The organism is Thalassiella azotivora, from assembly GCF_054781695.1.
In genome coordinates, this window is the sequence record NZ_BAAGTX010000016.1 from 19,365 (window position 1) to 32,601 (window position 13,237).

Annotated in this window: 12 protein-coding genes; 9 read left to right on the forward strand and 3 right to left on the reverse strand. The window is 74.6% G+C overall.

The window, feature by feature from the left end:
- Window positions 1-23 precede the first annotated feature (23 nt).
- Window positions 24-1,043, reverse strand: coding sequence for a hypothetical protein (locus ACYVQV_RS12180; RefSeq protein WP_461023565.1), 1,020 nt, complete (start codon window positions 1,041-1,043; stop codon window positions 24-26).
- A gap of 385 nt (window positions 1,044-1,428) precedes the next feature.
- On the opposite strand from ACYVQV_RS12180, the gene ACYVQV_RS12185 reads away from it, so the two are divergent.
- The 5 genes from ACYVQV_RS12185 to ACYVQV_RS12205 all read left to right on the forward strand — a co-directional run bounded on the left by ACYVQV_RS12185 (window position 1,429) and on the right by ACYVQV_RS12205 (window position 8,342).
- Window positions 1,429-3,153 carry a carbohydrate-binding module family 20 domain-containing protein gene (locus ACYVQV_RS12185; protein ID WP_461023647.1) on the forward strand — a complete coding sequence of 575 codons (1,725 nt, stop codon included), beginning with the start codon at window positions 1,429-1,431 and terminating at the stop codon, window positions 3,151-3,153.
- A 61-nt stretch (window positions 3,154-3,214) separates the two neighbouring features.
- Window positions 3,215-3,943 (forward strand): Mut7-C RNAse domain-containing protein, encoded by a 729-nt coding sequence (locus ACYVQV_RS12190; RefSeq protein WP_461023566.1) that lies wholly within the window; start codon window positions 3,215-3,217, stop codon window positions 3,941-3,943.
- A 150-nt stretch (window positions 3,944-4,093) separates the two neighbouring features.
- The gene (locus ACYVQV_RS12195) at window positions 4,094-5,977 is read left to right on the forward strand and encodes an acyl-CoA dehydrogenase (RefSeq protein ID WP_461023567.1); all 1,884 of its coding nucleotides are present in this window, start codon (window positions 4,094-4,096) and stop codon (window positions 5,975-5,977) included.
- A gap of 169 nt (window positions 5,978-6,146) precedes the next feature.
- Window positions 6,147-7,514 (forward strand): methyl-accepting chemotaxis protein, encoded by a 1,368-nt coding sequence (locus ACYVQV_RS12200; protein WP_461023568.1) that lies wholly within the window; start codon window positions 6,147-6,149, stop codon window positions 7,512-7,514.
- A 39-nt stretch (window positions 7,515-7,553) separates the two neighbouring features.
- Complete coding sequence (locus tag ACYVQV_RS12205; protein ID WP_461023569.1) at window positions 7,554-8,342, forward strand: dioxygenase family protein; 789 nt, start codon at window positions 7,554-7,556, stop codon at window positions 8,340-8,342.
- 37 nt (window positions 8,343-8,379) lie between these two features.
- On the opposite strand, the gene ACYVQV_RS12210 is transcribed toward ACYVQV_RS12205, so the two are convergent.
- Window positions 8,380-8,910 carry a CinA family protein gene (locus ACYVQV_RS12210; RefSeq protein WP_461023570.1) on the reverse strand — a complete coding sequence of 177 codons (531 nt, stop codon included), beginning with the start codon at window positions 8,908-8,910 and terminating at the stop codon, window positions 8,380-8,382.
- A 121-nt stretch (window positions 8,911-9,031) separates the two neighbouring features.
- On the opposite strand from ACYVQV_RS12210, the gene ACYVQV_RS12215 reads away from it, so the two are divergent.
- Window positions 9,032-9,319, forward strand: a complete 288-nt coding sequence (locus ACYVQV_RS12215; protein WP_461023571.1) for a HesB/IscA family protein — start codon at window positions 9,032-9,034, stop codon at window positions 9,317-9,319.
- Window positions 9,320-9,414: 95 nt separating this feature from the next.
- Here the strand turns inward: ACYVQV_RS12215 and ACYVQV_RS12220 are convergent, their stop codons facing one another.
- A complete protein-coding gene (locus ACYVQV_RS12220; RefSeq protein WP_461023572.1) occupies window positions 9,415-9,639 on the reverse strand; it encodes a DUF6458 family protein in 225 nt (74 codons plus the stop codon).
- 200 nt (window positions 9,640-9,839) lie between these two features.
- Here ACYVQV_RS12220 and ACYVQV_RS12225 point away from each other — a divergent pair, with 200 nt between their 5' ends.
- The 3 genes from ACYVQV_RS12225 to ACYVQV_RS12235 are packed head-to-tail and all read left to right on the forward strand — an operon-like array spanning window position 9,840 to window position 13,225.
- Window positions 9,840-11,519, forward strand: coding sequence for a cellulase family glycosylhydrolase (locus ACYVQV_RS12225; RefSeq protein ID WP_461023573.1), 1,680 nt, complete (start codon window positions 9,840-9,842; stop codon window positions 11,517-11,519).
- A gap of 16 nt (window positions 11,520-11,535) precedes the next feature.
- Window positions 11,536-12,180, forward strand: a complete 645-nt coding sequence (locus tag ACYVQV_RS12230) for a SigE family RNA polymerase sigma factor (protein WP_461023574.1) — start codon at window positions 11,536-11,538, stop codon at window positions 12,178-12,180.
- Window positions 12,155-13,225 carry a hypothetical protein gene (locus ACYVQV_RS12235; RefSeq protein ID WP_461023575.1) on the forward strand — a complete coding sequence of 357 codons (1,071 nt, stop codon included), beginning with the start codon at window positions 12,155-12,157 and terminating at the stop codon, window positions 13,223-13,225. Before ACYVQV_RS12230 ends, ACYVQV_RS12235 begins: the two co-directional genes overlap by 26 nt.
- The last annotated feature ends 12 nt before the right edge of the window (window positions 13,226-13,237 follow it).

Consider the following 13,237-nt stretch of genomic DNA (forward strand, 5'->3'; position numbering starts at 1 on the left):
CGGCCGGCCGGCACCCGGGACCGTCAGTCGCGTGCCCGGTCCAGGTCGCGCTCGGCCGCGCGCACCGCCCGGTGCGCCCGTTGCTGCTCCCGTCCCGCGGACGCCGCGCGCTTGCCCGCCGCGGTGACCTCGGCGCGCGCCTCGTCCAGGCGCCGGTGCAGCTCCTCGACGAGCCGGACGGCGTCCTGCTCGGCCTCCTCCGCCTCCGTGACCGCGCGGTCGGCCGCCGCCGCGGACCCACGGGCCTGACGGAGCGCCTCCTGGAGCTCCCGCAGCCGCTCCGCCCGCTGCTGCTCCGCGCGCTCCCGCTCCGCCCGCTGCCGTTCCGCGCGCTGCCGTTCCGCGCGTTGCTCCTCGTTCTCGCGCCCGTCCTTCTGGTGCCCCGCCTTCCCGCTCACGGCCTTGCCGGTCTTCGCCGTCCCGGACTTCACCGTCCCGGACTTCGCCGTCCCGCGCTTCGCCGTCCCGGACGACGCCGCCCGCGCACGTCGGCGGGGCGCGAGCTCGTCGCGGACGGCGCCGCCCTCGCGCATCGGCGTCGCGACGGCGTCGGCGAGGTCGACGTCCCCGAAACCGACGTACGCCAGCGCGCGGGTGAGCCGACCGGAGGCGACGGCCCGGGCGGCCTGCGGGTCCGATGCCGCCGCCCGCAGGGTCTGCTCGACCTCGGTGAGCACGGAGGCGGTGAGGTCCTGGCCGCGCTCCCGGGCGACGTCGCGCACGTGCCGGACGACGACCCGCTCGAGCCCCTGGCGGCGTGCGTCGAGCTGCTTGAGGCGCGGACCGTCCAGAGCGGCCTGTGCCTCCCGCAGCGTGTCGGCGACCTCGAGCAGCTCGTCGAGCTCCGGCACCGGTTCGCGGACGGCCTGGTTGACGGCCCACGCGGCGACGGTCGGACGGCGCAGGGCGACGATCCTCGTCGCGGCCGGGCGGTCACCGGCCGACCGCGCGTCCTTCGCCAGCTCTCCCCGGCGCGCGGTGAACTCGCCCGGGTCCAACCGGTAGAGCTCCTCGGCAGCGGCTTCCACGTCCTCGTCGCCCACGCCGTCATCCTGCCCGCCCGCCCCCGCTGACCCCACTGATCGTCAGACCGTTCTGGTGGCTATCACCACCAGAACGGTCTGACGATCAGTGCGGGCGGGGAGGGCGAGGGCCAACCCTTGACGGCTTGTTGCAGTTTCCGACACTCTCCTTTCATCCCGATGCAACCCATTTCGTCCGTTCCTGTCGGACGAGCCGGGTCGGGACTGGCCGCCGGCGGTCGCCCTTCTCCGCGCCGAGGAGCGCGGACCACCCGTGCGCAACGAGGCGCACGGGGTGGAGCAGACCTGCCTGGAGGCACCCGTGCACCGCAGCAGACCCACCCGGACCGCCGCACCACGAGCACGTCGCACCCACCGCGGGGCCGTCCTCGCCGCGGCGCTCGCGCTGACCACCGCGTCGGCCGTCGCCCCGGCCACCTCCCCGGCTCCCGGAGCGGACCCCCCGGCCACGGCAGCGGCCGCCCCGCCCGGCGCGAAGGACGTCACCGCCGTGCTCTTCCAGTGGGACTGGGACGACGTCGCCCGGGCCTGCACCGAGGACCTCGGCCCGTCCGGGTACGGCTACGTCCAGGTCTCCCCGCCGCAGGAGACGATCCAGGGACCGCAGTGGTGGGTGTCGTACCAGCCGGTGAGCTACCGCCTCGGCAACCGCCAGGGTGACCGCGCCGGCTTCGAGGCCATGGTGCGCACCTGCCACGACGCGGGGGTGCGCGTCATCGCGGACGCGGTGGTCAACCACATGTCCGCCGGGTCGGGCACCGGCACCGCCGGCACCCGGTACGGCAAGTACGACTACCCCGGGCACTACCAGTCCCAGGACTTCCACGACTGCCGCCGCGACATCACCGACTACCGGGACCGCTGGCAGGTGCAGAGCTGCGAGCTCGTGGGCCTGTCCGACCTCGACACGGGCAGCGCCTACGTCCAGCAGGAGGTCGCCGACTACCTCGACGACCTGCGGTCGATGGGCGTGGACGGGTTCCGGATCGACGCCGCGAAGCACGTCGCCGTGCAGGACCTGGCCGGGATCAAGCAGCGCACGTCCGATCCCGGCGCGTACTGGGTGCAGGAGGTCATCCACGGCGCCGGGGAGCCCGTCGTCCCGGAGGAGTACACCGGCACCGGCGACGTGCACGAGTTCCGGTTCGGCACGAACCTCAAGCGCGTGTTCCAGCAGGAGCGCCTGGCGTACCTGCGCACGTTCGGCGAGAGCTGGGGCATGCTCCCGTCGTCGCGGGCGGTCACGTTCGTCGACAACCACGACACCGAGCGCAACGGCTCCACCCTGAGCACCCGGGACGGCGCCACGTACACGTTGGCGAACGTCTTCACCCTCGCCTGGCCCTACGGCTCACCGGCCGTCCACTCGGGGTACGGCTTCAGCGACTACGACGCCGGGCCGCCGCGCGACGGCGACGTCGCCGCCTGCTACGCCGACGGCTGGACCTGCCAGCACGCCTGGCCGCAGGTCAGCGGCATGGTCGGCTTCCGCAACGCCGTCGCCGGCACCGGCGTCACCGACTGGTGGGACGACGGCGACGACCGGATCGCGTTCGGCCGCGGCGCGGCCGGGTACGTCGCGCTCAACCACACGGGGACAGCGATGGCGCGGACGTTCCAGACCTCCCTGCCTGCCGGGAGCTACTGCGACGTCACCGACGGCCGGCCGCGGGACGGCGGCTGCGCGGGGGACGTCGTCACCGTCGACGACGGCGGGCGCCTGACCGCGACGGTCGGCCCGCACGACACGCTCGCGGTGCACGTCGGCGCACGCACCGGCGGCGGCGATGGTGGCGGCGGCGGTGGCGGCGACACCCAGGGCACCGTCTCCTTCGCCGTGGACGCCACGACCCAGTGGGGGCAGGAGGTCCACGTCGTGGGGGACGTCGCCGCCCTCGGCGGCTGGGACCCCTCCCGCGGCGTGGCGCTGGCACCCACCGCCTACCCCCGCTGGACCGGTTCGGTGACGCTCCCGCCGGGCACCCGCTTCGCCTACAAGTACGTGCGGCGCGACGGTGCCGGTGCCGTCCAGTGGGAGTCGGGGGCGAACCGGACGGCGACCGTCCCCGCGTCCGGCCGACTCGAGCTGACCGGCACCTGGCGCGACTGACGGCAGTGCCGTGGAGCGTCCGACCTGGCACGGACGACCGGGCACGGCGGACCATCGGGGCGTGAGCGGCGACGTCCTGGTGGTGCGGGTGGAGGACGCGCTGCGTCACCTGCTGACCGCCCGGCACCGGCGCCTCGACGTGGTGGCCGTCGCACCCGACCCGACGTCCACCGTCGGTCACCTCGTCGAGGCGCTGGGCGTCCCGCTGACGGAGGTGGGTGACCTGCTCCTGGACGGCGAGCCGGTGCCGCCGTCCGGGCGCACGGACGCACCCGGCACGCTGCTGGTGCGGGCCCGCGCCCGACCTCAGCGCGCACCCACCGACCCGCCGCGGTTCCTCCTCGACGTGCACCTCGGGTCGCTGGCCCGGCGACTGCGGCTGCTCGGCCTGGACGTCGCGTACCGCAACCCGGCGGACGACGACGAGCTCGTCGCCCAGGCCGCGCGGGAGCGGCGCGTGCTGCTGACGAAGGACCGGGGGCTGCTGCGCCGGCGCGCGCTGCAGCACGGCGCGTTCGTCCGCGGCCAGGGCGTCGAGGAGGAGGCCGCCGACGTCCTCGACCGGTTCGACCCGCCGCTGGCCCCGTGGACGCGCTGTCCCGCCTGCGGACGGGTGCTGCGCCCGGCGTCGCTCGAGGAGGTGTCGGCGGAGGTGCCGCCCGGCACCCGCCGCACGTACACCGAGTTCGCCCGGTGCACGGGGTGCGGCCGGGTGCTGTGGCGAGGCGCCCACGCCGCGGCCCTCGAGGCGGCGGTGCGGCGCGCGCAGGCGCCCGGGCGGTGGCGATGAGAGGAGGCGATGAGAAGGAGGCGGTAGAGGAGGCGGTGAGGGCGGGGCGGGTGGTGCTCCGGGGCAGTTCCGGCGGACCGCTTGCAACTGTTACCGACGAGTAGCATCATGGCAGTTACTGACCGGTAACCACCGCAGACGGGACACACGATGGGCCACTACAAGGCGAACCTCCGCGACATCGAGTTCAACCTCTTCGAGGTGCTCGGGCGCCAGGACCTCATGGGCACCGGCCCGTACGCCGAGATCGACGCCGACACCGGCCGCGAGATGCTGCGCGAGGTCGCCCGCCTGGCGGAGAACGAGCTCGCCGAGTCCCTCCTGGACTCCGACCGCAACCCGCCGGTCTACGACCCGAAGACCTACTCGGTGACCGTCCCCGAGTCGTTCCGCAAGAGCTACCAGGCGTACGTGGACGCCGAGTGGTGGCGCACCGACGTCCCCGCCGAGCTCGGCGGCACGATCGTGCCCCCGTCGCTGCGCTGGGCGATGGCCGAGATGATCCTCGGCTCCAACCCGGCCGTGCACATGTACTCCGCCGGCTTCGCGTTCGCCAAGGTCCTGTTCCACCTCGGCACCGAGGCGCAGAAGAAGCTCGCCGAGCACGCCGTGGACAAGCACTGGGGCGCCACGATGGTGCTCACCGAGCCCGACGCCGGGTCCGACGTCGGCGCCGGCCGCACCAAGGCCGTCCAGCAGGAGGACGGTACGTGGCACATCACCGGCGTGAAGCGCTTCATCACCTCCGCCGAGGCCGACTTCTACGACAACGTCGTGCACTTCGTGCTGGCCCGCCCCGAGGGCGCCGGTCCCGGCACCAAGGGCCTGAGCCTGTTCATCGTCCCGAAGTACCACGTCGACCTCGAGACCGGCGAGAAGGGCGAGCGGAACGGCGCCTTCGTCACCAACGTCGAGCACAAGATGGGCCTGAAGGTCTCCACGACCTGCGAGGTCCGCTTCGGCGAGGTCGACGGCATCCCCGCCGTCGGGACCCTGCTCGGCGAGGTGCACGACGGCATCGCGCAGATGTTCAAGATCATCGAGTTCGCTCGGATGATGGTCGGCACGAAGGCCATCGCGACCCTGTCGACCGGCTACCTCAACGCGCTGGAGTACGCCAAGGAGCGCGTCCAGGGCGCCGACCTGACGCAGATGACCGACAAGGCCGCGCCCCGCGTGACCATCACCAACCACCCGGACGTCCGCCGCTCGCTGATGCTGCAGAAGGCGTACGCCGAGGGCCTGCGCGCCCTGGTCCTCTACACGGCCAGCCAGCAGGACACCGTGGACGCCGCCGGTCTGGCCCAGGGCGGGGTCGAGGAGTTCGAGACCGGCTCCAAGGAGGACATGGCGGTCCGGGTCAACGACCTGCTGCTGCCGATCGTCAAGGGCGTCGGCTCCGAGCGCGCGTGGGTGCTGCTGGGCACCGAGTCCCTGCAGACGTTCGGGGGCTCCGGCTTCCTGCAGGACTACCCGGTCGAGCAGTACGTCCGCGACGCGAAGATCGACACCCTGTACGAGGGCACCACGGCCATCCAGGGCATGGACTTCTTCTTCCGCAAGATCGTGCGGGACAAGGGCCAGGCCCTCGGCCACCTGTCCACCCAGATCCAGGAGTTCGCCAAGGCCGGTGGCGCGGAGGACGCGCTGACCACCGAGCGCGAGCTGCTGGGCAAGGCGCTCGAGGACGTGCAGGGCGTCGTCGGCTACATGGTCGGCCAGCTCATGGCGTCCGACACGCGCCAGGAGGGCACGGACGTCCGCAACCTCTACAAGGTCGGCCAGAACACCACCCGCCTGCTCATGGTGGCCGGTGACCTGGTCGTCGGCTGGCTGCTGCTGCGCCAGGCCGAGATCGCGGCGGCGCGGCTCGCGGAGGGCGGCCTGTCCGCCAAGGACGAGAAGTTCTACACCGGCAAGGTGGCGGCGGCCCGGTTCTTCGCCCGCACCCAGCTGCCGAAGATCACCGCGGAGCGCGCGATCGCCGAGGCGACCGACAACGCGCTGATGGACGTCGACGAGGCGGCCTTCTGAGCGAGCACGGCTCGCGCTGACGCCCGCGAGGGGCCCGGACCGGTCACGGTACGGGCCCTTCGTCGTCACGCAGAAAACCCTGCGGGTCGACGGGTCGGTCGCCGATGGGTCGTGCAGCCGGTGCGTCGGGGGCCCGGCGACACCCCGTTCCGCGTCCCTGGAGGAAACCGTGGCCGCATCCCCGCACGTCCTGGAGCCCGGCTCCCCCGCGTGGCAGCAGCGCTACGCCGCACCCCGGGCGGGGCTGCTCGGCCTGCTGCCGCGGGGCGTCCCCGTGGACCAGGAGTCGTGGGACCGCCGGCACCGCCTGCTGCTGGTGGTGCTCGGACTGCACGCACCCGTCCTCGCCGCCGTCGCGCTGCTCGGCCCGCACCGGGGCCACCTCGCGCACGCCGTCGTCCCCGTCCTCGCCCTCGTCGTCCTCCCGGCGGGCGCGGCGCTGCTCGCGCGCGGACGGACCGTGAGGGCCTCCGCGACGAGCCTGGCCCTGCTGGGGGTGTCGGCCTCGCTGGTGCACCTGACCGGCGGGACGACGACCAACCACTTCCACTTCTTCGTCGTCCTGGCGTTCATCGCCGTCTACCAGAACTGGACGGCGTACCTGCTCGCGGTCGGCTTCACCGCCGTGCACCACGTCGTGATGGCGTCGACGATGCCGCAGTACCTGTTCAGCCAGGGCTCGGTCGAGCTCGGGAACCCGCTGCTGTGGGCCCTGCTGCACGCTGTCTACATCCTGGCGGCCTGCGCGGCCCAGGTGACGGTGTGGCGCTTCGCCGAGGCGGCGCAGGTGGCCGCGACGCTCGCCCAGGCCGAGGCGGCTCGGACGGCGGCCGCCCAGCTGGAGGCGGAGCGCGCGGCGGCCACCGAGCGCGAGGCCGCCGCGACCGCCCAGGCGGACGCGCTCGAGCGCAGCGTGCGGGAGCGGGAGGCCCTCGACGTCCAGCTCGCGAGGCTGCGGGACGCCGTGGGCGAGGTGCGGCAGGGCGTCGAGGCGGCGGCGCAGGCGTCCAGCGCCACGGCCGAGTCGCTCGGCGAGGTCAGCCGCAACGCGGCAGCGGCGGCCAGCACCGCCCGGGAGGCGGTGACGCTGGTGGACCGCACGCGCGAGGAGGTCGACCAGCTCGGTACGCAGGGCCGCCGGATCGCCGACGTCGTCCGGGTGGTCACGGCCATCGCCGAGCAGACGAACCTGCTCGCGCTGAACGCGACCATCGAGGCGGCCCGCGCCGGTGACGCCGGTCGCGGTTTCGCCGTCGTCGCCGGCGAGGTCAAGGAGCTCGCGACCCAGACGGCGCGCGCCACCGCCCAGATCACCGAGATGGCCGCGACGATCGAGGACCGCACCCGCTCGACCGCGGGCGTGATGGACCGCAGCGCGGAGGTCATCCGGCAGATCGACGCGCTGCAGTCGGCCATCGCCGAGGCCGTCCGGCGTCAGCAGGAGGCCTCCGCCGCCGCGGACGAGGGCGGCCGGACCGTGGCCGGTGCGGTGCGCGAGATCGCCGACGCGGTCGAGGAGCTGGCCCCCTCGCGGTGATTACTTGAACATTCAAGTTTTCTTTCCTACCCTGGGTACATGACCCCGACCGCCACCCGCATGCCGTCCGTCTACCTCAGCCACGGCGCGCCGCCCCTGGCGGACGACGCGCGGTGGACGACCGAGCTCGCCGACTGGGCCGCGGCCCTCCCCCGCCCCGAGGCCGTGCTCGTCGTGTCCGCGCACTGGGAGGAGGCGCCGCTGGCGATCGGCGCCACCCGGACCGTGCCGCTGACCTACGACTTCTGGGGCTTCCCCGAGCGCTACTACCAGGTGCGCTACCCGGCGCCCGGTGCCCCGCAGCTGGCGGCCGACGTCCGGGCCCTGCTGGCCGGTCCGGACACGCCCGTGGCCGACGTCCCCGACCGGGGTCTCGACCACGGTGCGTACGTCCCGCTGGTCGAGATGTACCCGGAGGCGGACGTCCCGGTGCTGCAGGTCTCCATGCCGACGCTCGACCCCGTGAAGCTGCTCGACGTCGGCCGCCGGCTCGCGCCACTGCGCGACCAGGGCGTGCTCGTGATGGGCAGCGGGTTCACGACCCACAACCTGCGCGAGATGAGCTGGGAGCACGGGCCCGACGGCCCCGCGCCGACCTGGTCGGCGGAGTTCGACCACTGGGTCCGCGAGGCCGTCGAGCGCAAGGACGTCGACGCCCTCGTCGACTTCCTGGTCAAGGCCCCCGCCGCTCGGATCGCGCACCCGCGCACCGAGCACTTCGCTCCCCTGTTCGTGACGCTCGGCGCCGCGATGGACGACACCGACGTCCGGTCGGTCATCGAGGGCTACTGGTACGGGCTGTCCAAGCGCTCGCTGCAGCTGGGCTGAACCGCGGGGCGCCCCGCCGGCCCGCTGGTCGCCCCGGTCAGTCCGCGCCGAGCGCCCGCAGGGCGTCGACCAGCAGCTCCAGCGCCCTGATGGTGGTGACGTGCACGATCTCCTCCGGGTCGCGCTCGGACCCGTCGGACGCGTCGGTCCCCAGGTGCTCCAGCGTCACGCTGACGCCCTGACCCGCGGTGACCCCGAACCACACGGTGCCGGGGGGATGCCCCTCCTCGTCGTCCGGCCCGCCGACACCGGTGACCGCAACAGCCGCGTCGGCGAGGAGCAGCCGCGCGCCCGACGTCACCAGGCAGCGGGCGCACTCCTCGGTGACGACCGGCCCCTCGGGTACACCCATCAGCTCGTACTTCACCCGCGGCGAGTACGCCACGACCGTGCCGCGGTACCACTGCGCAGACGACGGCGCGGCGCTCAGCGCGCTGGAGACCGCGCCACCCGTCAGCGACTCCACCGCCGCGACGCCCAGGTCGTGCCGGCCGGCGAGGTCGGCGACCTCCTCGGCCAGGTCGGCGATCCGCTGCTGCTGCTCCCTCGTGGCTGCCACGTCACCCATCCTGCGGTGTTCCCCCGTTCGCGTCGCGCGGAACCAGGCCCCTCCGGTTGACCCCTGGCCCCCGCTCCCCCGACGGTGGAGGAGCAAGGGACCTGACACCCGATCAGAACAGGAGCCCCTCGTGCTCACCCTGACCGAGAACGCCCAGACCCTCGTCCGCGACATCACCGCGCGCCCCGAGCTGCCCGCCGAGGGCGGGCTGCGGATCGCGCCGGCGCAGACCCCCGGCCAGCTCGAGATGGCCCTCGTCGAGGCGCCCGCGCCCGGCGACCAGGTCATCGACGCCGGCGAGGCCCGTGTCTTCGTCGAGGCCCAGACCGCCGAGATCCTCGGCGACAGCACGCTGGACGCCGACACCTCCGGCAGCGGTGCCGGCTTCGTGCTGACGCAGCCGGAGCAGCCCGCCTGAGCAGGCAGGTGCCACTGCGCCCCTGCGGGCGCACGACGAGGGGCCCCGGACCACGTGGTCCGGGGCCCCTCGTGTCGGTCCCCGAGGTTCGCGCGTCAGGCGGGCGGCGGGTTGCCCATGTCGCGGCGCTCCACGACCTCGGTGTGCGAGGTGTTCGAGCGCTGCGTGTTCATGGCCAGCGCCAGCACGATCGCGAGCACACCCGCGCCCATGCAGATCCAGCCGATGGCGGTGAGGTCCAGCGCGTCCCAGCTGTCACGCACGCCGAAGGCCATGATGCCTCCGATGACGAGCAGGAAGATGCCTGCACCGATACCCATGACTTACCTCCAGTCCGGGCCCTCCGGGCGGGCCGGTCGCAGCCGAGTCTGGGGCCCGGCCGGGCGCGCCGCACCTCGGCGCGCCTGACCGAGTGACCCACGTCACGACGCACGAGGCAACCCCCGGCCCGTCGGCGGCGACTGGTTGCATGCAGCACGCGTGCCCAGGCAGCTGACGCACCAGACTCGGGGAGACCGCCATGACGCCCACCCACCGCGACCGACGACCACGTCCGGCCCTCGCCGCCGCCGTGGTCACCGCGGCCACGGCCGCCCTCGCGATCACCACCGGCCTGCTCGCACCCGCCTCCGCCGACCGGTCCGGCGCCGACCGGTCCGACGCCACCGGGGCCGCCCCGGCGCAGGCCTCGACGAGCACCGGCACCGGGCCGTGGAGCGCCCGCGGCGCCCAGCTCGTCGACGCCGACGGCGACCCCGTGCGGATGACGGGCGTCAACTGGTTCGGCTTCGAGACCGAGACGCGCGCCCCGCACGGCCTGTGGGCACGCGGGTACCGCGACATGATCGACCAGGTCGCCGACCTCGGCTTCAACACCCTGCGCATCCCGTACTCCAACGACATCCTGCGTCCCGGGACGATGCCGACGGGCATCGACGAGAGCCTCAACCCGCAGCTGCGCGGCCTGACCTCGATCGAGGTGCTCGACGAGGTCGTCGACTACGCGGGCGAGCGTGGGCTGCGGGTGCTGCTGGACCGGCACCGGCCGACGTCCGCCGCGCAGTCCGAGCTCTGGTACACCGCGCAGGTCCCCGAGTCCCGTTGGATCGAGGACTGGGTGACCCTGGCCGAGCGCTACCGGGGCAACCCGACCGTCGTCGGCGCCGACCTGCACAACGAGCCGCACGGCAGCGCGTGCTGGGGATGCGGCGACCCCGCGCGGGACTGGCGCCTGGCCGCGGAGCGCGCCGGCGAGGCGATCCTGCGCGCCAACCCCGACTGGCTCGTCGTCGTCGAGGGCGTGCAGTGCGTGGACGGCGACTGCGCCCACTGGTGGGGCAGCAACCTGTCCGCCGCCGGGCGCGCGCCGGTGCGGCTGAGCGACCCGAGCAAGCTCGTCTACTCCACCCACGAGTACGCCACGTCCGTGTACCAGCAGCCGTGGTTCGACGACCCGTCGTTCCCGGCGAACCTGCCCGAGCGGTGGGAGCGGACCTGGGGCTACCTCGAGACGCAGGACGTCGCCCCCGTCCTCGTCGGGGAGTTCGGCTCGACCCTGCAGGACCCGCGCGACACCACCTGGATGCGCACGCTGCTGGAGTACCTCGGCACCGGCCCCACCGGCACCGACTTCACGTACTGGTCGTGGAACCCCAACTCCGGGGACACCGGCGGGGTGCTCACCGACGACTGGCGCACCGTCGACCAGCGCAAGTACTCCCTGCTCGAGCCGTACCTGCTCGGCGCGGGCGACCCGACGACCCCCACGCCCACCCCCAGCCCGACACCCACGACCACGCCGACGGGGACACCGACGGGAACGCCGACGGGAACGCCGACGGCCACCCCGACGGACCCGGGCACCGGGCGCTGCTCCGCCACGGTGGGGCTGCAGACGTGGCCCGGCGGGTACCTGGGCCAGGTCGGCGTCCGCAACGACGGGGCCGCCGTCCGCGACTGGACCGTCACGTTCACCCTCCCGGCCGGCGCCCGGCTGAACAGCGGCTGGAACGCGGACGTCCGCCAGGAGGGACGCACCGTCGTCGCCACCGCCCCGCACTGGGACCGCACGCTGGACCGTGGCGAGCGCGTCACCATCGGGTACACCGCCGACGACCCGACGCACACCGCCCCGACCGCCGTGGCACTGGACGGCGCCCTGTGCGCGGCGGGTGCCACCACCACCAGGGACGGCGGGTGAGCGCCACCTGACCCCCGTGGCGCCCCCGCGCGACCGGCCGGCCCCCCACGGCCCGTCGCACGCTGCCGCCCGCCCCGCCGAGCACGGCTCGCCGGGGCGGGCGCAGGCGTTCGAACGCCTCGTCACCGAGCACGCCGGCTCCCTGTCGCGGCTGGCGTACCTGCTGCTCGGGGACCGGGACGCCGCCGACGACCTCGCCGCGGACGCCCTGCTGGCGGCGTGGCGCCAGTGGGACACCGTCTGCGACGTCGAGCAGCCGACCGCGTACCTGCGGCGCGTGGTCGTCAACATGGCGGCGTCCAGGGTGCGGTCCGCGGCCCGGGAGCGGCGCCGGATGCGCCTGTTCCAGCGGGACGCGACGGCCGCCGTCCAGCACGACCCCGCGGCGGTCGTCGACGTGCAGGACGCGCTGCGCCGGCTGCCCGCCCGGCGACGGGCGTGCGTCGTGCTGCGGTACGCCTTCGACCTGCCGGAGGACGAGGTCGCGCGAACCCTCGGGGTGGCCGTCGGGACGGTCAAGAGCCAGACCTCGAAGGGTGCCGCGCAGCTGCGCACGCTCCTCGGCGACGGCTCGGGCGTCAGCTCGCTGGAGTGCCCCGGGACGCGAGCGGACGAGCCGGGAGGGAGGGGACGCGGTGCCGCACAGCCACCGACGACCTGACGAGGTCGCCCTGCGCCGCAGGCTGCTGACGGAGGCGGCCCGGCACGAGCCGGACCTCGACCGCATCACCGCGCGCGTGCGCGACGGGATGCCCGCGGGCGCCGGACGCCCGCAGCGGTCGGCGCCGCACCCCTCGCCCGAGCCGCCGCCGGCCGGCGTCCGCACGCGCCGAAGACGGTCGTGGGCCGTGCCCGTCGCCTCGGCCGCGGCCGTGGTCGCGGTGCTGGTCGGTGTCGTCACCGTCACCGACCTGCGCCCCGACACGCTGCGGCCGGCGGCGGGCCGGACCGTCTCCACCGACGGCGCCGCCACCACGCCGCCACCGGAGGTCCGGACTCCACCGACCGCCGAGCCGACCGCTGACCTGACCACCGGGCCGGGTGCCGACCCGGCTCGGGTGCCGACCGCACCGGCTGCGCCGGCCCCGACGCGCGCAGCCGGCGCGCCGACGCCGACGTCGCCCGGCGGCTCATCGGTCGTGGCTGTCTCCGGCCCGGTGCGCGTCGAGCGACGCGACGTCCGGGCGCCGCACGACGTCGACCTGCGCGACGTCCCGGCGCTGGACTGGTTCGTCGCCGGCGCCGCGGAGCCACCCCGTGACGGGTGGGTGCCCGCGGTCCGTCGCGCGAACGGCGACCAGCCGCTCAGCGGCCCGCACCAGACGGGTGACCCGACGCCGTCGACGCGTCCCGGGCCCTTCAGGACCACGTGGGACGGCGGCGCGCCGGTCCGGTCGGCCGACGCGTCCTCGTCGTGGCTGGTGGTCCGCGGCCGAGCGGGTGGTCCCGAGACGGCGGTGCTCGTGCACACCCCGCTGACGGCGCCCCGCACGCTCGTCCTGCACGTCGGGGCGCTGGACGTCGCGGGCGTCGTCCGGGTGTCCGGCCTGGGTCACGCCGTGCAGGTCCCGGTCCCCGCCGGCGGCTCGGGCGGGTCCGTGGTCACGGTGACCGCCGCCGGCGCGGGGGCGGGGAACCTGAGGGTCGAGGTGGTCGCCGGAGACGGCGGCGCGGTCGCCGTCGCGGCCGTCGTCCTGCGGTCCTGAGGTCCGTCCTGA

Excerpts from the sequence above, each read along its gene's own strand:
- ACYVQV_RS12205 (WP_461023569.1), top strand. The coding sequence starts at position 7,554 with ATGACCCCGACCGCCACCCGCATGCCGTCCGTCTACCTCAGCCACGGC.
- ACYVQV_RS12195 (WP_461023567.1), top strand. The coding sequence starts at position 4,094 with ATGGGCCACTACAAGGCGAACCTCCGCGACATCGAGTTCAACCTCTTC.
- ACYVQV_RS12210 (WP_461023570.1), bottom strand. The coding sequence starts at position 8,910 with ATGGGTGACGTGGCAGCCACGAGGGAGCAGCAGCAGCGGATCGCCGAC.
- ACYVQV_RS12220 (WP_461023572.1), bottom strand. The coding sequence starts at position 9,639 with ATGGGTATCGGTGCAGGCATCTTCCTGCTCGTCATCGGAGGCATCATG.
- ACYVQV_RS12225 (WP_461023573.1), top strand. The coding sequence starts at position 9,840 with ATGACGCCCACCCACCGCGACCGACGACCACGTCCGGCCCTCGCCGCC.